The 21,996-nt window shown below is 69.1% G+C and carries 24 protein-coding genes; 14 read left to right on the top strand and 10 right to left on the bottom strand.

Annotated elements, in window-relative coordinates:
- Positions 1 to 52 precede the first annotated feature (52 nt).
- Both ACZ7OI_RS22660 and ACZ7OI_RS22655 read left to right on the top strand, forming a co-directional pair.
- Entirely contained in the window at positions 53 to 616 is a 564-nt protein-coding gene (locus ACZ7OI_RS22660; protein ID WP_470266176.1) for a class I SAM-dependent methyltransferase, read from the top strand.
- A gap of 40 nt (positions 617 to 656) precedes the next feature.
- Positions 657 to 1,343, top strand: a complete 687-nt coding sequence (locus tag ACZ7OI_RS22655; protein WP_470266175.1) for a class I SAM-dependent methyltransferase — start codon at positions 657 to 659, stop codon at positions 1,341 to 1,343.
- On the opposite strand, the gene ACZ7OI_RS22650 is transcribed toward ACZ7OI_RS22655, so the two are convergent.
- Positions 1,294 to 2,646 (bottom strand): MFS transporter, encoded by a 1,353-nt coding sequence (locus tag ACZ7OI_RS22650; protein ID WP_470266174.1) that lies wholly within the window; start codon positions 2,644 to 2,646, stop codon positions 1,294 to 1,296. The genes ACZ7OI_RS22655 and ACZ7OI_RS22650 overlap by 50 nt on opposite strands.
- Positions 2,647 to 2,730: 84 nt before the next feature.
- Here ACZ7OI_RS22650 and ACZ7OI_RS22645 point away from each other — a divergent pair, with 84 nt between their 5' ends.
- The 5 genes from ACZ7OI_RS22645 (at position 2,731) to ACZ7OI_RS22625 (ending at position 7,760) form a co-directional block, all read left to right on the top strand.
- A complete protein-coding gene (locus ACZ7OI_RS22645) occupies positions 2,731 to 3,543 on the top strand; it encodes a helix-turn-helix transcriptional regulator (protein ID WP_470266173.1) in 813 nt (270 codons plus the stop codon).
- A 159-nt stretch (positions 3,544 to 3,702) separates the two neighbouring features.
- Entirely contained in the window at positions 3,703 to 5,283 is a 1,581-nt protein-coding gene (locus tag ACZ7OI_RS22640; RefSeq protein ID WP_470266172.1) for an ABC-F family ATP-binding cassette domain-containing protein, read from the top strand.
- Positions 5,284 to 5,337: 54 nt separating this feature from the next.
- Positions 5,338 to 5,799, top strand: coding sequence for a GNAT family N-acetyltransferase (locus tag ACZ7OI_RS22635; protein ID WP_470266171.1), 462 nt, complete (start codon positions 5,338 to 5,340; stop codon positions 5,797 to 5,799).
- Between the two features lie 66 nt (positions 5,800 to 5,865).
- On the top strand, positions 5,866 to 6,891 hold the full coding sequence (locus tag ACZ7OI_RS22630) for an NAD(P)/FAD-dependent oxidoreductase (protein ID WP_470266170.1): 1,026 nt from the start codon (positions 5,866 to 5,868) through the stop codon (positions 6,889 to 6,891).
- Between the two features lie 11 nt (positions 6,892 to 6,902).
- Positions 6,903 to 7,760 (top strand): sigma factor, encoded by an 858-nt coding sequence (locus ACZ7OI_RS22625; RefSeq protein WP_470266169.1) that lies wholly within the window; start codon positions 6,903 to 6,905, stop codon positions 7,758 to 7,760.
- Here the strand turns inward: ACZ7OI_RS22625 and ACZ7OI_RS22620 are convergent.
- Positions 7,747 to 8,388, bottom strand: coding sequence for a TetR/AcrR family transcriptional regulator (locus tag ACZ7OI_RS22620; protein ID WP_470266168.1), 642 nt, complete (start codon positions 8,386 to 8,388; stop codon positions 7,747 to 7,749). The two genes, ACZ7OI_RS22625 and ACZ7OI_RS22620, sit on opposite strands and share 14 nt — an antisense overlap.
- An 80-nt stretch (positions 8,389 to 8,468) precedes the next feature.
- On the opposite strand from ACZ7OI_RS22620, the gene ACZ7OI_RS22615 reads away from it, so the two are divergent.
- The 3 genes from ACZ7OI_RS22615 (at position 8,469) to ACZ7OI_RS22605 (ending at position 11,105) form a co-directional block, all read left to right on the top strand.
- Positions 8,469 to 9,944, top strand: a complete 1,476-nt coding sequence (locus tag ACZ7OI_RS22615; RefSeq protein WP_470266167.1) for a flavin-containing monooxygenase — start codon at positions 8,469 to 8,471, stop codon at positions 9,942 to 9,944.
- A 61-nt stretch (positions 9,945 to 10,005) separates the two neighbouring features.
- A complete protein-coding gene (locus ACZ7OI_RS22610; RefSeq protein ID WP_470266166.1) occupies positions 10,006 to 10,539 on the top strand; it encodes an RDD family protein in 534 nt (177 codons plus the stop codon).
- Positions 10,536 to 11,105: a hypothetical protein gene (locus tag ACZ7OI_RS22605; RefSeq protein WP_470266165.1), complete on the top strand. Its 570-nt coding sequence runs from the start codon at positions 10,536 to 10,538 to the stop codon at positions 11,103 to 11,105. The genes ACZ7OI_RS22610 and ACZ7OI_RS22605 overlap by 4 nt, the downstream gene beginning before the upstream one ends.
- Here the strand turns inward: ACZ7OI_RS22605 and ACZ7OI_RS22600 are convergent.
- From ACZ7OI_RS22600 to ACZ7OI_RS22590, 3 genes are all read right to left on the bottom strand, one after another.
- Entirely contained in the window at positions 11,102 to 11,836 is a 735-nt protein-coding gene (locus ACZ7OI_RS22600; protein ID WP_470266164.1) for an ABC transporter permease, read from the bottom strand. The two genes, ACZ7OI_RS22605 and ACZ7OI_RS22600, sit on opposite strands and share 4 nt — an antisense overlap.
- On the bottom strand, positions 11,833 to 12,546 hold the full coding sequence (locus ACZ7OI_RS22595; protein ID WP_470266163.1) for an ABC transporter ATP-binding protein: 714 nt from the start codon (positions 12,544 to 12,546) through the stop codon (positions 11,833 to 11,835). Before ACZ7OI_RS22595 ends, ACZ7OI_RS22600 begins: the two co-directional genes overlap by 4 nt.
- Positions 12,547 to 12,690: 144 nt before the next feature.
- Positions 12,691 to 13,266: a TetR/AcrR family transcriptional regulator gene (locus tag ACZ7OI_RS22590; RefSeq protein ID WP_470266162.1), complete on the bottom strand. Its 576-nt coding sequence runs from the start codon at positions 13,264 to 13,266 to the stop codon at positions 12,691 to 12,693.
- A gap of 148 nt (positions 13,267 to 13,414) precedes the next feature.
- On the opposite strand from ACZ7OI_RS22590, the gene ACZ7OI_RS22585 reads away from it, so the two are divergent.
- On the top strand, positions 13,415 to 14,038 hold the full coding sequence (locus ACZ7OI_RS22585) for a response regulator transcription factor (protein WP_470266161.1): 624 nt from the start codon (positions 13,415 to 13,417) through the stop codon (positions 14,036 to 14,038).
- A 6-nt stretch (positions 14,039 to 14,044) separates the two neighbouring features.
- Here ACZ7OI_RS22585 and ACZ7OI_RS22580 read toward each other — a convergent pair whose 3' ends face one another.
- The 5 genes from ACZ7OI_RS22580 to ACZ7OI_RS22560 form a co-directional block, all read right to left on the bottom strand.
- On the bottom strand, positions 14,045 to 14,683 hold the full coding sequence (locus ACZ7OI_RS22580; protein WP_470266160.1) for a helix-turn-helix transcriptional regulator: 639 nt from the start codon (positions 14,681 to 14,683) through the stop codon (positions 14,045 to 14,047).
- A 269-nt stretch (positions 14,684 to 14,952) separates the two neighbouring features.
- Entirely contained in the window at positions 14,953 to 16,152 is a 1,200-nt protein-coding gene (locus ACZ7OI_RS22575) for an ABC transporter permease (RefSeq protein ID WP_470266159.1), read from the bottom strand.
- Positions 16,149 to 16,847: an ABC transporter ATP-binding protein gene (locus tag ACZ7OI_RS22570; RefSeq protein ID WP_470266158.1), complete on the bottom strand. Its 699-nt coding sequence runs from the start codon at positions 16,845 to 16,847 to the stop codon at positions 16,149 to 16,151. The genes ACZ7OI_RS22575 and ACZ7OI_RS22570 overlap by 4 nt, the downstream gene beginning before the upstream one ends.
- A complete protein-coding gene (locus tag ACZ7OI_RS22565) occupies positions 16,844 to 17,893 on the bottom strand; it encodes a peptidoglycan-binding protein (protein ID WP_470266157.1) in 1,050 nt (349 codons plus the stop codon). Before ACZ7OI_RS22565 ends, ACZ7OI_RS22570 begins: the two co-directional genes overlap by 4 nt.
- Positions 17,890 to 18,396 (bottom strand): hypothetical protein, encoded by a 507-nt coding sequence (locus ACZ7OI_RS22560; RefSeq protein WP_470266156.1) that lies wholly within the window; start codon positions 18,394 to 18,396, stop codon positions 17,890 to 17,892. Before ACZ7OI_RS22560 ends, ACZ7OI_RS22565 begins: the two co-directional genes overlap by 4 nt.
- A 99-nt stretch (positions 18,397 to 18,495) precedes the next feature.
- Between ACZ7OI_RS22560 and ACZ7OI_RS22555 the strand changes: the two genes are divergently transcribed.
- From ACZ7OI_RS22555 to ACZ7OI_RS22545, 3 genes are all read left to right on the top strand, one after another.
- The gene (locus ACZ7OI_RS22555) at positions 18,496 to 19,749 is read left to right on the top strand and encodes a sensor histidine kinase (RefSeq protein ID WP_470266155.1); all 1,254 of its coding nucleotides are present in this window, start codon (positions 18,496 to 18,498) and stop codon (positions 19,747 to 19,749) included.
- A gap of 42 nt (positions 19,750 to 19,791) precedes the next feature.
- A complete protein-coding gene (locus ACZ7OI_RS22550) occupies positions 19,792 to 20,454 on the top strand; it encodes a response regulator transcription factor (protein WP_470266154.1) in 663 nt (220 codons plus the stop codon).
- 375 nt (positions 20,455 to 20,829) lie between these two features.
- Positions 20,830 to 21,966 (top strand): PucR family transcriptional regulator, encoded by a 1,137-nt coding sequence (locus ACZ7OI_RS22545; protein ID WP_470266153.1) that lies wholly within the window; start codon positions 20,830 to 20,832, stop codon positions 21,964 to 21,966.
- The last annotated feature ends 30 nt before the right edge of the window (positions 21,967 to 21,996 follow it).

The raw sequence follows: 21,996 nt of genomic DNA, 5'->3' as shown, positions 1-21,996 counted from the left end.
TCCTGCCGGAGGGTTTGCAAGCTGGAAAAAGGAAGCAGGAAAGGAACTCCTTGTGCCGCATGCATTCGATCAGTCCTATTGGGACGAGCACTGGGCCGGAGCCGCCGGGCACGCGCGGCTTGGGCCGCATCCGAGGCTCGTCGAGGAAGCGGGGAAACTCCCGCCCGGACGCGCGCTGGACGCCGGCTGCGGGGAAGGCAACGAGGCCGTCTGGCTCGCCGAGAACGGCTGGCAGGTGACGGCGGTCGACCTGTCGGAGGAGGTGCTGCGGCACGCGCGGGAACGGTCGAGCGCGGTCGAGTGGGTGTGTGCTGACCTGCTGAAATGGTCTCCGGAAGGACAGTTCGAGCTGGTCGCCACGCATTACGTGCACGCTGCCGGCCCGCTGTTCGAGCGGTTGGCGGAATGGGTCGCGCCGGGCGGGACGTTGCTGGTGGTGGGGCATCACCATGGGGAGTTGCATCCGCCGGAGTCGACGATCACTGTCCACGACATCGGTCTGGACGCCGAGCAGTGGGTGATCACGGTCGCCGAGAGCCGGACCAGAAAGGTTCCTGGCGGAGAATTGCACGACACGATTCTCTGTGCACGCAAGGTTTCTTCGCCTAACGCGTAATCGGTGGCGGCCAGGCGCGGTTCGGTGGTGCACTGGAGCGGTGGCGGCCTATGACGAGATCGCGGATTGGTACGAGGAGGAGTTTCTTCGCGCCCAGCCGGTGAACCCCGGTGCCGACGCGTTGCGGGCTCTTCTCGGCGAGGGCAGCGGCGTGTGCCTGGAGCTTGGCTGCGGCACTGGCGTGCACGCTGACTCGGTGCGGGAGCTGGGCTGGACGCCGGTCGGCGTTGACCTGTCCGGCGGAATGCTGTGGCACGCCCGCGCGCGGCTGCCGATCGCGCAAGCCGACGCCGCGCGGTTGCCGGTTCGGGACCGCAGCGTCGACGCAGTTGTCTCGGTGCTGGTGCACACCGACATGCCCGCGTACTTCGCCGTGTTGCGCGAGGTGGCCAGAGTGCTGCGGCCGGGCGGAGTGTTCGTGCACGTCGGTGTCCATCCGTGCTTCTGCGGAGGATTCGCCGACCGCAGCGATCCGGCCGCGGTGGTCGTCCGCCCTGGCTATCTCGACGGGCACTGGACCAAGGAATCGTGGACTGATCAGGGAATTCGCGACAAGGTCGGTGCCACGCACTGGCCGCTGCCCGAACTGCTGAACGGGTTCCTCGACGCCGGTCTGACTCTCGACCGGTTCGCTGAGACCGGCACTCCGCTCCCGATCGTGCTGGGGGTTCGAGCATTCATCGGCGCGACGGCAGCAGCCGAAGAACCACTATTGCTCCGGCGGTGAGAGCCAGAATTCCGCCGCACGCGAGCGCGAGCGCGTGCAGCGGCGTCCCGTCGAGCGCGGAGTAGTAAATCGCGCCGATCACCGCGACGCCCAGTGCTCCGCCGATTTGCTGGCCGGTCGCGAGCACGCCGGAAGCCATCCCGGCGTCTGCGTGCGGGACGGCGGCCAGGACGTGGTTCAGCAGCGGCGGCACGAGCAGGCCCTGACCTGCGCCGATGAGCGCCAGTGCGGGGACAAAAGACCAGCCGGTGCCAAGAGTGGCCGATAGCGTGATCAGGACGGCGTAGCCGACCCCGGCGGTCGCCGCGCCGGTCAGCGGCGCTCGGGGCACGCGGTCGCCGAGGAGGCTCATCGCGAGGAAGGCGGCGGCGAAGGGCAGGTACGTCAGCGCGGCGCCGAGCGGGCTGAGGCCGAGACCGTCTTGCAGGGCAAGGGAAAGCACGAGGAAGAACGAGTTGATCCCGGCGTAGGTGAGCAGTACGAGGCCCATGCCGAGGCTGAATTCCCGCTGCCGCGCCAATCCCGGGCGAACCAGCGGTGCGGGCACCCGGCGTTCGACTGCGGCGAAAACCGCCATCGCGAGTGTGCCTCCGGCGAGGCTGCACCAGGACCACAGCGGCCAGCCCGCTTCCCGTCCGGTGATGAGCGGCACGACGAGCAGGGTGAGGGCGACGGTCAGCACCGCGGTGCCGCGCAGGTCCAGCCTGGCGGTGCGGTTCGGCGGGGTCCGGGGCAGGAACCGGGCGGCGAGAACGAGGGCGCTCAGCCCGACGGGGACGTTGACCCAGAAGATCGGCCGCCACGGACTGCCGAAGAGATTCGCGGTCACCAGCACCCCGCCCAGCAGCTGGCCGGTGACGCCGGACAGTCCGATGACCGCGCCGAGCACGGCGAACGCGCGCGGCCGGCGCGGGCCGGGGACCACGACGTGGATCATCGCGAGCACCTGCGGGAACATCGCCGCGACACCGAGTCCTTGCACGAACCGCGCGGCGACCAGCCAACCAGCTCCCGGCGCGGCGGCGCACGCGGCCGAGGAGGCGGTGAACAGCAGCAGCCCGGCCAGGAACACCGGCTTGCGGCCGCGGAGATCGCCGAGCCGCGCGAAGGTGATCAGCGCGACGGCGTACGCGAGCTGGTAGCCGGCGAGCAGCAACTGGAGTTCGGCGGGCGAGGCGCCGAGGTCGGCTCGGATCGCGGGTGCGGCGACGAACACGATGAACGTGTCCAGGACAGCCATGAAGACGCCGATGAGCAGGATCGAGAGCGTGCGCCACGGGGTACGGGGAACAACGGTGTGCATGTCTTGATCGTCGGCAGCGGGCCGGGCGCGGGGGTAGCGGGCGAATATGCTGGTATCACCACTACCCGGACCGGAGAGGAACGCATGTCATCCGCGGCACGCCGACGCGCTCTCGCGGACTTCCTGCGTTCGCGGCGCGACCGGCTCACTCCGGCCGAGGTCGGTCTTCCGGCCGGGCCGCGGCGGCGCGCGCCGGGGCTGCGCCGGGAGGAACTCGCGCAGCTGGCCGGGGTCAGCGTCACCTGGTACACGTGGCTCGAGCAGGCGCGGGACATCACTGTCAGCCGACAGGTGTTGGCAAGCCTTGCCCGGGAATTGCGGCTTTCCGAGACGGAGCGGCAGCATCTCTTCGCCCTAGCCGAGGAACCGTCGGACCGCGTGCCGGAGTCCGCTCCGCAGACCCTGCAGGGCATGGTCGACGCACTGGACCCGAATCCGGCGTACGTGCTCAACGCGCATTGGGACTTCGTGGCGTGGAACCGCGCCGAGGCCGCGTTGATCGGCGATCCGGCGCTGGTGCCCGATGCCGAACGGAACCTGCTGTGGCTGGTGTTCGCCGTGCCGCGGATCCGCACGCTGCTGGTCGACTGGCCGGGGCAGGCCCGGAATCTCCTCGCGCAGTACCGTGCCGACGCCGCCCACCGGGCCGAGGATTCGCGTGCGGCCGAGCTGGTGCGGGCGCTGCGCGAGGCGAGCCCGGAGTTCGGCGAGTGGTGGGCCGCCCACGACGTCGCGCCGTTCGCCGGGAACCGGCGGGTGTTCGACCATCCGCGGGCCGGGGTGCTCGCCTTCGACTACGTCAAGCTGTCCACCATGGACGACACCGGCCGGAAGCTGTTCGCCTGCTTGCCCGCCGATCCCGGCACCGCCGCGAAACTCCCGTCGCTCGCGGCGTGAAATTCGGATGCGCGCCGCCGGGAAGATCTTTATCCTGGCGATCGTGATACAGCACCAGCTCTACCTCTGAGGGATCACCGCCTCCACCGGTACCGCACACGTTCGCGGCACCGGCCCTCGTCCTTGCTGTTCATCACTTTTCTTCGGAGGCATTCCCTCATGACATCTCCGCTTTCGCCTGCGCTCGTGCGCACGGCGCACGTCCGGCTGTCCGACGTCCACGTCTCCTTCGGCGCCCGTCCGGTGCTCACTGGGGTCGACCTGATCGCCGCGGCAGGCGACCGGGTCGCCATCGTCGGCGAGAACGGGCGCGGCAAGACCACTCTGTTGCGCGTGCTGGCTGGGGCTCAGCCGGTCGACCGCGGCGAGGTTCGCCGCGCGGGCACGATCGGGGTCGCCGATCAGCAGATTCCGTTGGGAGACCAGGAAACCGTCGGCGATCTGATCGATCTTGAGCTGGCTACGGTACGGAACGCATTGGCCTGCTTGGAAGCCGCGACGACCGCGCTTGCGGAAGGACGACCCGGCGCGGACGACGCGTTCGCCGCCGCTCTCTCGGACGCCGAAGCTCTCGACGCCTGGGACGCGGACCGGCGAGTCGAGGTTTCGCTGGCCGCGCTGAACGCGGTCGACGATCGAAACCGTCCACTCGGGACACTCTCGGTCGGGCAACGGCATCGAGTGCGGTTGGCGTGCCTGCTCGGCGCCGGGCATTCCGTGCTGCTGCTGGACGAACCGACCAACCACCTCGACGCCTCCGGTCTCGCGCACCTCACCGAGCGGCTGCGCGCTTACCCGGGTGTGGTCGTGCTGGTCAGCCACGACCGCGCGTTGCTCGCCGACGTCGCGACCTCGGTACTGGACCTCGACCCGTCGAGCGACGGCCGTCCGCGCGGCTACGGCGGCGGTTATTCGGCGTACGTCGAGGCTCGGCAGGCCGAACGGGCCCGATGGGAGGCGCTGCACGCCGAGCAACTCGCGGAACGGCAGCGGCTGTCGGACGACCTTTCCGCCGCACAGAACCGATTGCGCGACAACTGGCGTCCGGAAAAGGGCCACGGCAAGCACACCCGCGCGACCCGTGCGCCCGGCTTGGTGCGCGCTGTCCATCGCCGGCAGGAGGACCTGAGCGCGCACGTGGTGGCTGTTCCGCCGCCACCGGCGCGGTTCGTCATGCCGGAACTGCCGCAGCACCAAGGAACCGTCGCGCTGCGGGCGGCCGGGGTGACTGTCGCCGGGCGGCTGGACAGCCCGGTCGACCTGGCCCTCGGCGGCGCGGACCGGCTCGTCGTCACCGGCCCGAACGGAGCGGGGAAGTCGACGTTGCTGGCGGTGCTGGCCGGGGCACTGGAGCCGACGTCGGGCACGGTCACGCACGCGAGGTCGGTACGGATCGGCTGGCTGGGCCAGGAATCCGACCTTCCCGCGCGCCGCACGCCAGCCGAGCTGCTCGAACAACGGTTCCCGGGCTCGGCCGACCCGGGCCTGCTCAGCGGGTACGACCGGCACCGTCCGATCGCCGAACTGTCGACCGGAGCCCGGCGGCGGCTGGATCTGGCGCTGGTGCTGGCCGCGAGGCCGCAGGTGCTGCTGCTGGACGAGCCGACGAACCATCTGTCGGCAACGCTGGTCGACGAGCTGACCGCAGCCCTGCAGTCGACTCCCGCTGCAGTGGTGGTGGCCACACACGACCGGCAGTTGTTGCGCGACACGGCTTCCTGGCCGCGATTGGAGCTTTAAGGTCGGAGGGCGCGAGGTAACAGCGGTGAAACATCCGCAAGGCAGTCTGGGGCCATGTCCCTGCTGATCGAGCGTGCCGACTTCGCGGACCCGCAGCTCCGGCGGTTCTTGCAAGCACACTTGGACGACCTCGCGCCCACCTCCCCAGCCGAGAGCAGGCATGCCCTCGACCTGACCGCGCTCCAGCGTCCCCACGTCCGGCTCTGGACTGTCCGGGACGACCGGCACCTCGTCGGCACCGCCGCACTGGCGACGCTGGAGCCGCGGCACGAAGAGCTGAAAAGCATGCGCACCGACCCCGCCCGCCGCGGGCAAGGCATCGCTCGCACGCTCCTGGACCATCTGCTCCGGGACGCCAAAGACCGCGGCATCGAGCGCGTCTCCCTGGAAACCGGCAGCATGGACTTCTTCGCCCCGGCCCGAGCCTTGTACACGCGAGCGGGCTTCGCGCCGTGCGCACCGTTCGGAAGCTACCGGGACGACCCGAACAGCACCTACCTGACTTTGCGGATCTGAAGCTGTCACAGATTTTCCGCAGCCGGTGTCCATCCGCTGAAAGACCCCAAAGCGGAGGAGGACAGCATGACGACGACAGTGCTCGGCGCGGGATACGCCGGGGTCATGGCCGCGAACCGGCTCGCCGGACGCGGTGTGGAAGTGGTCCTGGTCGCGCCGAATCCGTGGTTCGTCGAGCGAATCCGGCTTCACCGAGTGGCACCCGGCCTCCGGGAAAACGCCCGGCTCGACTTCGGCACCGTGCTCAACCCCGCTGTCGAGGTCGTCCCAGACACCGCGATCAAGATCGGCGACGACAAGGTCCAGCTCGCCTCCGGCGAAAACCTGCCCTACGACACCCTCGTCTACGCGGTCGGATCCGGGGCCAGCGACCAAAACGGCACCTACCGGATCGTCTCCGAGCACGAAACCGAGCGGCTCCGTGCCGCCCTCGCGGAGGCGCCGGACGCTCCGGTCACCATCGTCGGCGCGGGCCTGACCGGGGTCGAACTCGCCGGAGCGCTCCGCGAGGCCGGGCGTGCGGTCAAGCTGGTCTCCACCGCTCCGACCCGGCGCGCGATCCAGGCGCACCTGCGGTTTCTCGCCAAGCAAGGGGTCGAGATCGAGGTCGGCCGCGTAGACCCGGCCGAACTCGACGGGCTCGTCGTGGACACCACCGGGTTCACCGTGCCGAGCCTCGCCGCCGATTCGGGACTCCCGGTGGACGAATTCGGCCGGTTGCTGGTGGACGAGCAGCTGACCGTGCCCGGACATCCGAACATCCTCGGCGCGGGCGACGCCGTGCACAGCTCCTTCCGAGCCGCGTGCGCGACGGCGTTGCCGATGGGGGCCCATGTCGCCGACGTCATCTCCGCGCGCCGCGAAGGACGGGCCGGGAAACCGTTCCGGATGGGATACGTGCTCCAGTGCACGGATCTCGGCAGCGGACGCGGCCGGGTCCAGTTCCTGCATTCGGACGACACCGAACGCGCGCTCGCGATCGACGGCCGGGCAGGCGGGCTCGTGAAGGAGACGATCTGCCGGATGACCGTGCGATGGCTGACGCAGGAGCGGGATCGGGCGGGCCGCTACTCGTGGCCGGCGGGCGCCTAGACTTGGCCGGCATGGATCACGGCGACGTCTTCACCGCGCATCGGTCGACGATGCTCGCCGCCGCCTTCCACATCACCGGGTCGCGTTACGACGCGGAGGACGTCGTGCAGGACGCGTGGGAGACCTGGTCCCGCGTCGATCTCGACACGGTCCGCACCCCGCACGCGTTTCTGTCGGTGATGGTGTCGCGGCTGGCGCTCAACGTGGTCCGCGCGCAGCGGCGCCGGCGCGAGAATTACCCCGGTCCCTGGCTGCCGGATCCGGTGGTCGAGGGGGATTCGCCGGAGTGGGAGGTGCTGCATCGCGACGGTCTGGGCCAGGCGCTCGACTTCGTGCTGAGCACGTTGACCCCTGAGCAGGCTGCGGCGTATGTCCTGCGGAAGGTCCTCGACGTCGACTACCTGTCTGTCGCCGAGGTGCTGGAGACGACGCCCGCGGCGGCCCGGCAGCTCGTCTCGCGCGCGCAACGAGCGGTGACCTCGGCGATCGGCGATTCCTTGCCGGATCAGGGAAATCGCGACGCCGAGGCACTGGCGAAGCTCGCCGAAGCGGTGCTGTCCGGGGAGATCGACAAGGTCGCCGCGTTGATCGCGCCGGACGCGGTGCTGTACTCCGACGGCGGCGGCAAGGTGCTGGCCGCGCGCAAGCCGTTGTACGGACCCGATCGCATCGCGCAGTTCCTCCTGGGAATCTCCACCATGGAGGAGGTGACGATCGTGCCCGCCCTCATCAACGGCAGCGCCGGCGCGGTTTTCCTGCAGGACGGCAAGGCGACGACCACCGTCACGGTCCGAGCGAGCGAGGCGGGCGTGTCGACGCTGTGCTTCGTGCGCAACCCCGACAAGCTGACCGGCATCACTCTCGACTAGCCGCGATCCCGTCGTACATCATCCGCCGCACGGCCTCGCTGAGCCGGCGTTGTTCGTCGGGATCCGGGTTGCGCAGCGACGCGATCGCCGACGCCAGGATCATTCCGTTGATCGCCCGCGCGCTGTTGTCGACGTCGAGATCCGCGCGCAGGTAGCCGAGTTCCACGCCGTGCGACAGATACGCCGCGGTCAGCTCGGTAGCCAGCTCGAAGAAGTCCAGCACCCGCGCCGCCATCGCTTTGTCGATACCGGCGGCTTCGAACAGCAGCAGTCGCGGGACGCGCGGGTCCTCGCCGAAGATCTGCGCGAGAGCGTCGCCGATCCGGGCGGTCTGCTCGCGGTAGGCGTCCAAAGTGGACACCGCGTCCGGCGCGTTCTCCGCGGTGAGCGCGGTGACGATGCGGGCGACCAGGTCGTCGATGACGTGGTCGACGATGTCGCGCTTGTTCTGGAAGTAGCGGTAGAAGGTGCCGTGCCCGATGCCGAGCTTCGTGGCGATGTCGGAGATGCCGGTGGCGTGGTAGCCGAGGTCGGCGAAGCAGTCGAAGGCGGCGTCGATGATCTCGCGGCGCAGTTCCTGCTTCTTGCGCTCGGCTCGGGTGGTGCGGGCGCTCTCCTGGGCTGTCACGCACTGCAGTGTATTGCCAAGCCCGCCGAAGTGACATACCGTTCCGTTACTGACAAGTAATTCCGGACGAGAGGTCGGACATGGACGCGCAGTACGACGCAGTCATCGTCGGCGCGGGCTTCGGCGGGATGGGAGCGGCGATCCAGCTCCGCCGCCTCGGCTACCGCGACCTGCTGATTCTCGACCGCGAGGACGATCTCGGCGGGACCTGGCACGTCAACCGCTACCCGGGGCTGGCCGTCGACATCCCGTCGTCCACCTACTCGTACTCGTTCGAACCCAATCCGTACTGGTCGCGGCTGTTCGCGCCGGGTGCGGAGCTGAAGAAGTACGCCGAACACGTCGCGGACAAGTACGGCCTGCGGAGCTCGATGCGCTTCGGCACGGTGGTGACCGGCGCGACCTGGGACGGCTCCAGCTGGCGCGTCAGCATCGAAGGCGGCGAGACGGTCACCGCGAAGTACCTGCTCACCGCCACCGGCTTCCTGTCGCAGCCGAAGATGCCGGACATCGAGGGCATCGACCGGTTCGCGGGCAAGGTCATCCACACCACGGCGTGGGACGACAGCTACGACCTCGCCGGCAAACGCGCCGCGGTGATCGGCACCGGCGCGACGGCCGTGCAGCTCATCCCGGAAATCGCCAAGGTCGCCGCGGAACTGACCGTCTACCAGCGCACGCCGATCTGGGTCAGCCCGAAGCCGGACTACGCCGTGCCGAAGCCGCTGCAGCAGGCGTTCGCGAAGCTGCCGCTGGTGCAGCGCGCGGTGCGGCTGGCGGGCAGTTCGGTGCTGGAGCTGATGATGATCTCCGGCGTCGTGCAGTACAAGCAGTTCCGCGGAGCCAACCGGATCGCCGAACGCTGGTGCCGCGCGCACCTGTACCGCCAGGTCCGCGACCCCGAACTGCGCCGCAAGCTCACCCCGGACTACTCCTTCGGCTGCAAACGGCCGACGTTCTCCAACGACTATTTCCCGGCCTTCACCCGCCCGCACGTGCACTTGGAAACCACCAGCATCGAGCGGATCGACGAGACCGGGATCGTCACCGCGGACGGCAAGCGCACCGAGATCGACACGCTCGTGCTGGCCACCGGCTTCAACCTGTGGGACGTGAACTTCCCGGCGATCGAGATCATCGGCCGCGACGGCAAGAACCTCGGGAAATGGTGGCGGGACAACCGGTTCCAGGCGTACGAGGGCGTGACCGTGCCCGGGTTCCCGAACCTGGTTTCGCTCAACAGCCCGTATTCCTACAGCGGGCTGTCGTACTTCACGACCATCGAATGCCAGATGAAGCACCTCGACCGGCTGTTCAAGGGAATGCGCGCCCGCGGCTCGGACGTATTCGAGGTGACCCAGCGGGCGAACGACGAATTCCTCGGCCGGATGAAACACAAGGTCGGGCACTCGGTGTTCGCGCTCGGCCAGTGCGCGACCGCCAACAGCTACTACTTCAACCAGCACGGCGAGGCGACCCTGCTGCGGCCGACGTCGACGATCAGCGCGCACCGGGAGGCGGCTCGGTTCCCGCTGGAGGATTACAGCTTCGCCTGAGCCGAGGGTGATTTACGCCCGCCGGGGGAACCCGTGGCTCGCGCGCGGCGTCGAGAGTGGCGTGAAGACTGAGCAAGACGTCATGGCCCGCCTCCGCACGCAGGCCGAACCCGTCCTCGGCAAGGGCGCGGCGGCGCGGATCCGTGCGTTCGAGAACGGCGAGCTGTACGTCGAGGCGCGCACCGCTTCCACGCTCTGGGCCTGGCTGGTCGACTTCCTGCTGGTCATCGGCGTCTCCGCGGGCGCGGCGGCGGCGTACTACTTCAAGTCGAACGCCTTCGACGCCGCCGTCGGGGCGAGCGTGATCGGGGTGGCGGGGCTGATCGTGGTGCCCCTGCTGTACGGCTGGTTCTACGGCAACGGCCGCGGCCTCGGCGCGCTGTTCAACGGGATCCGCCTGGTCCGGCTCCGCGACGGCGGCCGGATCGGGCTCGGCAAGGCGGGCTGGGCGATGCTGATCCGCACGCTCGGTTTCGTGATCATCGCGCTCGGCGTGCTGAACGGAGACACCACCGTGGGGAACGGGGTGCGCACCCACCTCGACATCCGCGAGACCGAGCAGCTCCGCGCGGCCGGTTTCGTGCGGAAGCCGTGAGCGGATATCAGGTTCGCGCGGTCGCGGACACTCCCGAACAACGGCTGCGCGACTACACCGTCCGGCTGCAGGCGATCGTCACCACAAGGCGGGTCTACCGGGTGATGACGGCCAGCCTCGCCGGGCTCTTCGGTGTCAGCGGGCTCCTGGTCGGGGTGCTGGCCCATTCCGCCGCGGGAGGTTTCAGCCTGGCGGGCGGCGGCGTTTTCTTCGCGGTGCTGTGGCTCGGCGGAGTGTTGATCTGGCGCGGCAGGCCCGCGACCGAACGTGCGGTGAACCCCGATTCGCGTCCGCCCGCCGGTCGTACGCCGGGGAATGTGCGCGGGGCTTTCTTTGCTGCAGCGGGAATGGGACTCTTGGCTGCTGTCGTCTGTGGACTGTCCTTTATGTCCTCGCCGCCGCCAGACGCTGAGCTGAAGCTGGCGATCATCGGGCTCGGCACCTTCGTGGTCTTCGCCGTTTTGTTTGTCCCGCCCGGATACATCTACTCCCAGTCCGACCAGTACTTCGCGAAATGGCTCAACCGCAACCGCGCGGCCTACGAGGCAGCGGCGAGCCGTCTCTAAGGCGTACGGCGGCGCAGTGTCGCCGCACCAAGGCCCAGCGCCAGTACCGCGCATCCCAGAACGATAAGAATGTTGCGGGTCAACGTCATCGTCCACTCCGCGCTGTGCGTCACCTGAGTCAGCGCTTCGACGGCGTAGGACAACGGCATCACATCCGACAGCCAGTGCAGCACCCAGCCCATCTCGTCGCGCGGCTGGAAAAGCCCGCACAGCAACGTTTGCGGCAGCACGAACAGCGGCATGAACTGCACGGCCTGGAACTCGCTCGTCGCGAACGCGCTCACGAACAGGCCCAGCGCCATCCCCAGCAACGCGTCGAGCGCGGTGATCAGCAGCAGCGACCACACCGAACCGGCCACCGTCAGCCCGAGCCACCACAGGCTGACCGCCGCCGCGACCGCCACCTGAAGCACCGCGACCAGCCCGAATGCCAGCGCGTACCCGGCGAGCAGGTCGAATTTCCGCAGCGGCATCGTCATCAGCCGCTCCAGGGTGCCCGCGGTGCGCTCGCGCAGGGTGGTGATCGAGGCGATCAGGAACATGATCACGAACGGGAACACGCCGAGCAGCGCGGGCGCGATCCGGCTGAACACTTCGGCCGAGTTGAACACGAAGCGCAGCAACAACATCAGCAGCGTCGGCACGAGAATGAGCATGACGACGGTGCGCGGATCGTGTCGCAGCTGGGCGAGAATCCGGCGGGTGGTGGCGAGAGTGATCGAGACAGTCATCGCTGAGCCTTCACCAGGTGCAGGAACGCGCGTTCGAGGTCTTGCTCGCCGGTGGCCGCGCGCAGGGCATCCGGCGAATCGTCGGCGAGCAGCGCACCGTCGCGCATCAGCAGCAACCGGGTGCAGCGCGCTGCTTCGTCCATGACGTGGCTGGACACGAGAAGCGTGGTGCCCTCGGCGGCGAGCCGGTGGAAAAGGTTCCACAAATGCTCGCGCAGCAACGGATCCAGCCCGACGGTCGGCTCGTCGAGCACGAGCAGTTCGGGTTTGCCGAGCAGTGCGACGGCGAGGCTGGCCCGGCTGCGCTGGCCGCCGGAGAGCCTGCCGACCAGCGCGTCGGCGTGCGAACCGAGGCCGACCTGTTCGATCGCGTCTTTGACCGACCGGGACGGCGCGCCCAGTACCGAGGCGAAGTAGCGCAGGGCTTCGGTGACCGTGAGGTCGGCGTAGACCGCCGGCGCCTGCGTGGAGTACCCGATTCGCTTGCGCAGGCGCCGGCTTCCGGCCGGTTCGCCGAGCACGGTCACCGCGCCGCCGTGCGTCAGCTGCACGCCGACGACAGCGCGCATCAGCGTGGTTTTCCCGCAGCCGCTCGGCCCGAGCAGCCCGGTGACCGAACCGGCCTCGACGCGGAAGCTCACGTCGCGCAGCACATCCCGGCCACCCCGGACGACCCGCAGGCCGTCGATGACCACCGCGGAATTAGTCATGTGTTTAATTCTGCGCGCGCGGAATTTCCCTGTCAAGCAGGTGGCGAGGCCTGCCCGTGCCAAGGTCCGTGAAGGGCCCCTTGAGGGAATCTAATTCCCTCAAGGGGCCCTTCACGGACTTCCGCCGGAGCGGAGAGACGCAGGTCAGGGCCGGTCGACGTACTGCTGCACGGCGGGCGCGATCAACGCGAGGACGTCGTCGTGGCTGGCCTGGGCGAGGGGGCCGACCTGGATGACGTAGCGGACCATGGCGAGCCCGACGAGCTGGGCGGCGATGCCGGTGACCCGCAGCGGCGGGATGTCGAGGGCGTCGGCGATTTTGTCCAGCAGCGCGCCCTGGATGAAGCCGCGCAGCATGTCCGCGGCCTGTTCGGTGGTGGCGACCGAACGCAGCAGGCCGAAGAACGCGTCGCGCGAGTCCGGCGTTTCCCAGAGCGTCAGGAACAGCCGCACGAGCCGTTCGCCGACCTCGGCGCGCGGGCCGTCGAGGATCGCGGCGACCACGACGCCGGGGTCGGCCGGAAGGTGCAGCGCGGTCGCGAACACCTGGTCCTTGCTGCCGAAGAAATGGTGCACGAGCGCGGGATTCACCCCCGCCTCGGCGGCGATCGCGCGGATCGTCGCGCCCTCGTACCCGTTCCGGCCGAACAGGTCCCGCGCGGCGGCCAGAATGGCCTCGCGCGTTTCGGTCTGCCCGGGGCGGCGTCCCGTCCGTGCCATCGGCGTCCTTTCGTCCTCCCCAGTATCGCGGGACCATGGGCGGTACAGCTGGCTGTACCTGATCTTTACCCCGCGCGGGATCGCCGGTCGTCCCGCCGGGGCCCTAGATTCGGCAATCCGGGAGGACCGGCGGCAGGGGGGGAGTGGGATGAACGGGGCGGCGGTGCACGAGGAAACGGTCCGGGTGCTGATTCACGCGTCGGATCCGCTTACCGACACGGGGATCCGGAGCTGGCTACAGGCGAGGCCCGAGTTTTCCGTCGTCGCCGACGAGGTGGACGTGATCATCGTCGCGGCCGAGCTGTTGTCGGTGGAGGCGACATCGGCGTTGCGCGGGCTGAAGGCCACTGTGGACGCTCCGGTCGTTCTGCTCGTCGACGAGGAGACCGCGGGCGCGGCGGTGCTGACGGCGGTGGAGTGCAACGTGGTCGCCTTGCTGAACCGCGAGCGCACGTCGAGCGAGCAGCTGGCCGCGGCGGTGCTGACCGCTTCTCGCGGCGGCGGAATCCTGCCTCCGGCGGCGCTGGGCACGCTGCTCAGCCATTGTCGCCGCCCGGTGGATCCTCGTCCGAAGCACAGTTCCGGTCTGACCCAACGGGAAATCGATGTGCTGCGCCTGCTGGCCGACGGTCTCGACACCGCCGAAACCGCCGAGAAAATCAACTTCTCCGAGCGTGCGGTGAAGAAGGTCATCCACGATCTGTCGCAGCGGCTGGACCTGCGCAACCGGACGCACGCGGTCGCCTACGCACTCCGCCACGGCGCGATCTGAGACGCCTCAGATGATGCCGGTGCGCAGCGCATACGCGACCGCGTGCGAACGGTTCCGCAGATCGAACCGCACCAGCAGGGTGCTGATGATGTTCTTGATCGTCCGCTCCGAATACGCCATCCGGTCGGCGATTTCGACCGTGCCGAAGCCGTCCGCGAGCAGGCCGAGGATTTCCACCTCGCGGCTCTGCAGCCGGTGCCGGTCGAGGAAACCCCGCGGATAGCGGGCCTCGCCCTCGCTGGCGCGGAACTCGTTCGTCAGCCTGGTCGCGCGGACCTCCTCCGGCTCGGCCGCCGGCACCCGGGCGGCCAGCGCGTCGAGGATTTTCTCGCGGGTCGCGGAACCGCGGTACAGCACCGCGGACAGGCCGAAGCCGCCGAGCCTGCCCAGTTCGGCCTTCTCGATCCGGTCCGCGACCAGCACCGCGCGCACGTCCGGCGCGAGCGTGGTCCGGCGGATCCGCGCCAGGTCGAGCAGGGTTTTCTCGCGGACCTCCGGCACGATCACCAGCAGCACGTCCGCGCGCGGGACCTCGGCGGGAGCCATCACGGCGTAGCGCGGCGCGGCGCGCAGGTAGGCGGCGGCGCCCTCGCCGCTGATCGGGTCGTTGGCGATGATCGCCACTCGTTCGGGCAATGCGCTCATGTCAGCTCACAGACCAGTCGTTCCCGGCGGCAGCGCCGCGTTCTCCGCCTCCGCCGAGGATCCGCGATTCGGCGCGCGGGATCGATCCCCCGCGCTGCCGAGCCGCGGTGGCGCCTGCGGTACCTCGGCAGCCAGCGTTAGTTAAGAACTCAATCGAACGTTAGTACTTGTAACCGTAGTTGAACCATAGCACTAGACGGGAGTCCAGTGTTGATAATTGCCCGCACGACCGGGTGGCGTTCACGCGGCCGTGCGGGCCGCCCGAGAACTCAGGCGAGGGCCTGGGCCGGGGGAAGCCGCGCGGCTCGCATCGCCGGATACGCCCCGGCGATCGCGCCGACCGCGGCCGAGACCGCCACCCCGCCGGCGAGCGCGACCGGCGGCAGCACCGCTGGCCAGCCCTGGCTGAGCGCGTAGCCCGCCGTCGCGCCGACCCCGAGGACTACGCCGACGAGCCCGCCCAATCCGGACAGCAGCACCGATTCAGCGAGGAACTGCCCGCGGATCTGGCCTCTGGTCGCGCCGAGCGCGCGGCGCAGCCCGATCTCGCGCCGGCGTTCCAGCACCGAGATCACCATCGTGTTCGCCACGCCGACGCCGCCGACGAGCAGCGCCACCCCGCCGAGGCCGAGGAACAGCGCGCCGTAGGTGTTCTTCGTCAGCTGCTGCGCGGCGAGCGCGTCGGACGGCCGGTCGATCGCCACCTCGTTCGGCGCGGCCGGGTTGATCGTCGCGGCGAGCACCGAGCGCACCGCGTTGACCTGCGACTCCCGTGCGCGCAGATACACCGTGCTCGGGTGGCCGTCGAAGCCGAAGACCTGTTTGGCGACGTCCCAGCCGATCAGCACCGACCGTTCGACCTCCGGTGCGAGCGGCATCGGGGCGAGAATCCCGGCGACGCTGAACCAGGACGAGCCGATCAGGATCTGCGGCGGCCGGGCCGGATCGAGGCGGTCGATCCCCAGCCGCGACGCCGCTTCCGAGCCGAGGACGACGGCCGGGAACCGCTGGTTCGCCGGGCTGAGGAACGTTCCCGTCCGGACCTTGCCGCCGAGCAGCGGCAGCAGATCCGGCCGCGCGGCGAACACCGAGACGCCCGCCGAATCGTCCTTGCCGACCCGGTCGTTGCGGTACACCTTGGCGTTGACCTTGCCGACCTCCACCGCGCCCTCGACCGGCGCGATCCGCCGCACCATCGGCACCGCCGAGTCCGGCAGCTTCGCCGAACCGCCCATGAGGGTCTGACCGGCTTCGGCGCGCAGCAGGTTGGTGCCCATCGCGGCGAGCTTGTCCTGCAGCGCCTGGTCCGCGGAGGCCGGAATGGCGAGTACCGCGACCATCGCCGCGACGCCGATGGCGATGCCGAGCGCGGACAGCATCGCGCGCAGCGGGCGCGTGCGCATGCCATGTGCGCCAAGGGAAATCAGGTCGGCGGGACCGAGCCGGTTCGGGCTGGGCGGCGCGATCATTGTGCTGCTCCCGCGAGATCGGCCGCACCGGTGTCGAGCCGCAGTTCCCCGTCGAGGATCTCGATCCGCCGGGGCATTCCGGCGGCGATCTCCCGGTCGTGCGTGATGAGCACGACCGTGGTGCCGGAGGCGTTGAGTTCCGCGAGCAAGGACAGCACCGCCGCGCCGTTTCCGGTGTCGAGGTTTCCGGTGGGTTCGTCGGCGAGCAGGATCGGCGGCGTGTTCACGACCGCGCGTGCGATCGCGACCCGCTGCCGTTCGCCGCCGGAGAGTTCGCCCGGCAGGTGACTGGCCCGATGGCCGAGTCCGACTCGGTCGAGCGCCTCCAGCGCTCTCGCGCGGCGTTTTCGCTTCGGGACTCCGCTGTAGAGCAGGCCGCCGCACACGTTGCCCGCCGCGGTTTCGCCGTCGTCGAGGAAGAACTGCTGGAAGACGAACCCGATCCACCGCGAGCGCAGCGCGGCGAGTTTGCGGTCGGACAGCTGGGCGACGTCGTGCCCGCGGATCTCGATCCGGCCCTCGGTCGGCCGGTCGAGCGTGCCCATCAGTTGCAGCAGCGTGGATTTGCCCGAGCCGGACGGCCCGACGATCGCGGCCATCTCGCCGTCCGAAAAGGACAGTGAGACCTTCCGCAGCGCGGGCACGTTCCCGCCGTAGGTGCGCGACACCTGGTACGCGGCAAGGACGGGGATCATGACGTGGTCACCACCCGCTGGCCCGCGTGCAGCCCGGCTGCCTTGACCTCGACCTGGCCGCCGGAGAACAGCCCGGTCTCGACCCCGATCAGCCGCCGCTTGCCCTGCTCGTCGACCTCGACGGCGTACCCGCCCTCGGCGAGCGCGACCAGCGCGCCGACCGGGACCACCAGCACGTCCCGGTGGACCTGTTTGGTGAACCGCACGGAGACCGGGACGTCGATGACGTCGCCGGTGACGGCCGGGTCGTCCATCCGGATCTGGACGGTGACCTTGGCCTTGCCGTTTTCCTTGTCTTCCGCGGTGGTGTTGCCGACGTCGGTGATGGTGCCGGTCAGCGTGCGGCCATCGAGGGAGACGGATACCTTCGCGCCCTTGACCGCGACGCTCTGCTTGGTCGCGTCCAATTCGGCTTCCACGACGCGTGCCGTGCCGGTGTACTTGAAGACCTCGCCCGCTCCCGGGCCGCCGAGCTGTCCGGTCACCGCCGACACCCGGATCTCGCCGGGAGCGAGCAGGACGTCAGCCGGATCGAACGACCCGGTCTGTTCCCGGCCGAGCGATTTCTGCCAGCGTTTGAGCGCGGTCGCGGTCGCTGCGGTGAACTTCTCGTCCGGCGTCCCGAAACCGCCGTACCCCAACGCTTTCAGGTTCTCCTCAAGCTCCTTGACGTCCGGGCCCTTGTCCACGCCGTCGTTCAGCGCGCGATAGAACGGCAGGCTTCCGTAAAACAGCGGCACGGGTTTGGCGTCCACTGTGTACGCCGTCTTGCCGCGGGCAAGTACGTCGCCGCGCGCGGGCAGCCAGGTCACCGTGCCGTTCTTCCTGCCGCTCAGCGTGGATTCCTTGCCGTAGCCGAGCTTTCCGGTCGCGTTCTCCTCTTCCTTCAAGTCCGATTTGGTCACTTCGGCAGTCGCCACCGGCTTCGCCGCCGCGGCCGGTTCGCCGCCGGAGGCGACATGCGTCAGTACGACCGCCGAGGTAGTGCCGACCACGACGACGGTCGCTCCCGCGGCGATGAACCAGCGTGCTCGTTTTCCGCTCACTTTCCGGCCATTCCCATTCCGCACGCCTTGAGCGATTCCTCGAATTTGGTTCCGTCGTCCTTCATCGGCAGCGCCCGCGCGCCGCCCTCCGCGTCAGGATCCGGCATGTCGACGCCGTGCTCGCGCATGCATTTGGCGTCCTTGCGCGCCTTGTCCAACTCCTCGGGGGTCAGCTTCTTCGGCACGCCGCCGCCGGGCAGCAGCTTCTTGCAGGCATCGAGCGCCGCCGTGGTCTTGGGATCGTTGGACAAGTTGATGGTCGGAGCTTCGTTCTCGCCCGGATCCGGCGTGTCGACGCCGTGCTCGCGCATGCATTTCGCGTAGTTGCGCATCGCGTCCCGGTCCGCGGCGGGATCCGCTTTCCCCGCGGCGGCTCCTGGTTCCGAACTGGCCTTCGGGCTGGAGATCGACGGCACCTGCGGCGTGGTGTCCCCGGACGAGCACCCGGTGAGCAGCGTCAGCGCCAGTCCGGCCCCGACAGCCGCCAGACGTGCTTTCCGCATCGGATTCTCCTTCGCTCGAGCGGGCGGTTCCCGCCGGTGGCCCAGTAGTACCGACGCGGCGATACAGGCCCGTTAAGCGATCTTGTTTATCCTCTCTTTATGCCCGGATCCGACAGACTCCTCAGCAGCGACGACCTGGGAGGATCCGTGGCCGAGAAGAGCGCCGGCGCGCGCCGGGGGCCGCTGCGGCTGTCCGTGCGGACCCGGCTCACCGCGCTGTACGGCGGGTTCTTCCTGCTGGCCGGAATCGTGCTGGTAGTGGTGACCTACATCGTCGTCAGCAACGAACTTCCCGCGCCCGCGCAGTATCTCGGCGACGGGGTCTCGCTGAAACTCGGCCAGGCGATGGCCGCCGAGCCGCTGCCAGCAGCGACCTGGAGCGCGGTCCCGGCGGATGCCGCTTCGGCTTCGGCGGAGCGGGTGGCCACGGCGGTGCTCACCGATTACCGCAGCTCGACAATGTCCACTTTGGTCCTCGCCTCGGCGATCGCACTGGTGGTCACGGCAGCGCTGGCGTTGCTGTTCGGCTGGTTCATGGCCGGCCGCGCGCTGCGGCCGTTGCACACCATCACCTCGACCGCGCGACGGCTCGAAGCCGGAAAGCTCGATCAGCGGATCAATCTCGACGGCCCGCGCGACGAACTCAAGGAACTCGCCGACACCTTCGACAGCATGCTGGACCGTCTCGCCGGTTCGTTCGACAGCCAGAAACGTTTTGTGGCCAACGCTTCGCACGAGTTGCGCACGCCGCTCGCGGTGCAGCGCACGCTGATCGAAGTCGCGTTGGAAAACCCCGACGCCGGGCCGGTGCTGACCAAACTGGGCGCGCATTTGCTGCAGACCAACGAACGCAGCGAACGGCTGATCGAGGGACTGCTGGTGCTCGCGCGCAGCGATCGCGGACTCAGCGCGCGGGCACCGGTGCGGCTGGACAAAGTGGTCCGTTCGGTCGTGAAGCTCACTGCTGCTCAGGCGAAAGACGCTGGCGTCACGGTCGAAACCCGGTTACGCGCGCGGACGGTGATCGGCGATGCGGTGCTGCTTGAGCGGTTGGTGCTGAATCTGGTGAGCAATGCGATCAGCTACAACGTTCCGGATGGCTGGGTGTCGGTCACGATCGGTGCGACCCCCGCGTTGAGCGTGCGGAACTCGGGGTCCAATGTGGACGAAAGTGCCGTCGCGGGTCTGTTCGAGCCGTTCCGGCGCGGGAAGCCGGATCGGACCGGTGCGGCGGATCACTCGGGTCTCGGGTTGTCGATCGTGCGTTCTGTCGCTCGCGCGCACGACGGGGAGGTGTCCGCGCGGGCCAACCCGAACGGCGGGCTGACCGTCGACGTCCGGCTGCCGGCTTGATCCTTATCTCGCCTTTATCGCCGTTCAGGGCATGATGATCGAATGCGGGTACTGATTGTCGAGGACGAGCCGCTCCTGGCTGATTCGATCGCCGAGGGGCTGCGCCGCCATTCCCTCGCGGTGGACGTCTGCTATGACGGCGGCGAAGCGCTCGAACGCGTCGCCGTGCACGCCTATGACGTCGTCGTTCTGGACCGGGACCTGCCGACCGTCCACGGGGACGAGGTGTGCGCGGCGATCGTCGGCGCGGGCGGCGAGACGCGGGTCTTGATGCTCACCTCGGCCGCCGACGTCACCGATCGCATCGAAGGACTGAACCTGGGCGCGGACGACTACCTGACCAAGCCGTTCGTCTTCGCGGAGCTGGTCGCCAGGGTGCACGCGCTGGCCCGCCGGGCGCGTCCGGCGTTGCCGCCGGTGCTGGAGGCGGCGGGGCTGGTGCTGGATCTGCCGCGGCATCAGGCGTCGCGTGATGGCCGGTTTTTGCCGCTGTCGCCCAAGGAATTCGCGGTGCTGGAGGTCCTGATGCGCGCGGACGGGACGGTGGTGAGTGCGGAGCAGTTGCTGGAGAAGGCGTGGGACGAGCACGCCGATCCGTTCACGAACACGGTGCGGGTCACGGTGATGACGTTGCGCCGGAAACTGGGACTCCCGCCGGTGATCGAGACGGTCGCCGGGGCCGGGTATCGGCTGGCGTCTGCCTGAACATTCGGGACCGGTCCCTTCCGAGCCGGGTATCGGCTGGCGTCTGCCTGAGCACTCGGGACCGGTCCCTCCCGAGCCGGATCAGCTTGACCGCCTCGGTGGCGGAACGGGCTGGCCGGAGGACGGCACCATGTCGCTCAGCATGCTGGTCAGCCAGGTCTGTTGCGGAATATGCTGTTTGGCTGGCGCGATGCTTCGGGCGTTGCGCAATCCGCTCGGCCGGACCCCCGTTCTTCTCAGCGCGGGCAGCAGGCTGCTGGTCGTCGTGCTCGCTTTTCGTCGTCGCGTCCGGTTGTGGGTTTGGACCAATGAGCTCCGGCGCGACCGGCTCAGCCGCTATGCTGGGCGCACCTCGCCGTCAAGGAAACCGTCGCCATGCGAAGCGGAGAAACCAGGGCTGTTCTGGAACGGCTGCTGCCCCGGGTGCTGACCGGGGTGCGCACCGAGCTGAACGCCACGATGGCCGTGCACGGGCCAGGGGCGCTCGCGCTGATCCCGCGCTCGATCGAACTCATCCGGTTCGGCGCGGACCTCGCCTTCGACTGTACGCGGGCGGACCAGATTGTCGAGGCGGAAACCCTTTCCCCGTACGAAAAGTTCGGGAAGACAGTGGCCGACGGAGGGTTTTCCGCGGATTCGCTGCGGCTCGGCGTCACCACGAGCTACACCGCCGCGATGCGGATCGCGCTCGCCGAAGCGTCGGTGACCGACCGCGCCACGCTGATGCCGCTGGTGATGTGGTCGGCTCAGCTGGGCCCGCTGGCCGAGGACGCCGAACTGGGCGCGTTCTTCGACTGGCATCAGCAACAAGCGGAAACCGGGCGGTACCGGGAACAGGTGATCCGCGGTCTGCTGAGCGGTTCGGCCGCCGCGGTGGGCTCGCGGGCTCCGGCGCATCTGGTTGCTTTGGTGTCGCCCGCGGATTCGCACGGCGACACCGCGGGCAAGCTCGCCCGGCTTGAGCGGGCACTGCTCGAAAGCGGTGCGTTAGCGGTGGGGCGCAAGAATTTCGTCATTCTGCTGCATCCCTTGCCCGTCTTCGACGGATCAGGGATCCGGGTGCCGGAACACTCGCTGGTCCCGGCTCTCGGCGCGCTTGGCCCGGGTGTCCAGGTGGTGTTGGCCAAGGGACGCACGCAGGAACTTCTCGCTGCCTTCCGGGAAGCGGTGACAGTCTGGCTGCTGGTGCGCGGTCGCGGCTATCCGGCCGGATTTTACGACTTGTCGCATGTGCTGGCGGATCGGCTGGTGTCGGCCGATCGGGACCTCGCGACGAGGTTGTCCGGAATGGTCGCGCCGCTGGCCGATTCGCCGGTGCTCGTGGAGACCTTGCGCGGCTGGGTGCTCGGCAACGCCGACCGCCGGCGGGTGGCCGCCGCGCTGCACGTTCACCCCAACCCTCTCGATCGCAGGCTCCGGCACATCGAGCAGCGCACCGGGCTGTCGGTGAGCGGATATCACGAACTGCATTTGCTGCACTTGGCTCTCGCCGCGCTGTCCGCGCGCCAGTGACGCCGAGTGCCGCGGCCGTCGGCACTCGAC

The organism is Amycolatopsis sp. NPDC114503 (assembly GCF_055633655.1).
The sequence above is the reverse complement of the archived record's forward strand: the minus strand, read 5'-3'. Positions and strand labels throughout refer to the sequence as shown.